The sequence below is a fragment of the Aeromonas sp. genome (genome assembly GCF_051657805.1).
Lineage (GTDB): Bacteria > Pseudomonadota > Gammaproteobacteria > Enterobacterales > Aeromonadaceae > Aeromonas.
The window spans coordinates 1-1,215 of record NZ_JBOFLJ010000034.1 but is presented as its reverse complement, the minus strand read 5'-3'; the positions used below and the strand labels follow the sequence as shown (position 1 = coordinate 1,215).

General features: G+C 57.5%; 1 protein-coding gene. It reads left to right on the top strand.

What is annotated here, in order from left to right; translation table 11 throughout:
- Positions 1–500: 500 nt before the first annotated feature.
- Positions 501–1,154 (top strand): hypothetical protein, encoded by a 654-nt coding sequence (locus ACRCYW_RS13595; protein ID WP_438550613.1) that lies wholly within the window; start codon positions 501–503, stop codon positions 1,152–1,154.
- Positions 1,155–1,215 lie beyond the last annotated feature (61 nt).

Genomic DNA, 1,215 nt, shown 5'->3' with positions numbered 1-1,215 from the left:
CCCACCCCTGCCCTTTCTGTACGCCTCTCCACCCTCTACACACCCTCTCCCAGCTACAGGATCACTTACGACGCTCCCACCCCAACAAGTCCTTCGCCACCTATGACACCACCCCACTCACCAATGCAGGCCTCATCCTGTGCCCCACCTGTAACTCCACTAACGGTGTCTTCACCATGCCTCAATACCTCGCTGGCCACAACACTCGCCAGCATCGACCTCCCCCTCCCACACACACCACGAACTTAGCCATAATCACCAACACCCTCCGCAATGCTTCCCCCACCCATTGGACAAGCGCCCTCCACTGGCTGCTCCAGCTCACTCCCTCCCCACCCGCATACCGCACCAACCTTTGGCGCAAGCTTGACAGCAGCACCCGTGCTCTTTATCACTGCTCCCTTGGCCATGCCATCTCCTGGATCAACACGGCCTCCACCATCACCCGCGATCCCTCAATCTCATCTGAACTTCAGGACCCTGCCCCGTTATGGAAACTCATGATCATATTTGACATGCTGATCCTTCACCCCAGGCCTCCCTCCTGCCGCGACTCCGTCAACGCCATTGTTCGCCACCGCCTTCACCTGTTCAAGCAGGGCCACCTCTCAGTCCTGTATGATGCAGCCCTCTTGGCTCCTCCCCCCACCACCACTACCACACCCCCTGCCTATGATGTTGCCGCCCAACTTGCCGCTGATGAGGATAACTACCACACTGCTTATGCCCGCATCACTCAGGCTATGTCTGTTGCCAAGATGACTGAAGAAGCTCAAGCCATTTGCCAAAAGCTATACCCTCCACCCACCAGCTATCAGTCCCATCATCGTCCCACCCGCCACCATACCCCTGCAACACTACATGTCTGCAAGGAGACCCTTCACCGTGCTCTCATCCGCCTCCGCAAAGGCACAGCTGCCGGCCCATTTGGTGATCTTCCAGACACCCTCCGCGCATTTGCCCTCTACCAGCCACCACACTCCACCACCAAGCCTTACTTTGACCGGTTCGCCTCCTTCCTGTCCCTTGTCATCAACAACCAGGTTCCATCCTCCATTGTCCCACACATTGCTGCTAGTCACTTCATGGCCCTACACAAAGACCCCGCCGACCCCGCCAAGCTTCGTCCCATCTCCATTGGCTCTGCCATTTGACGTGTAGCTGGCAAATACATCATGGAAGAATCTGGCTCCTCCTTCGCCGACTTCCTCCTCC

Coding starts and splice junctions, on each gene's coding strand:
- ACRCYW_RS13595 (WP_438550613.1), top strand. CDS start 501: ATGATCATATTTGACATGCTGATCCTTCACCCCAGGCCTCCCTCCTGC.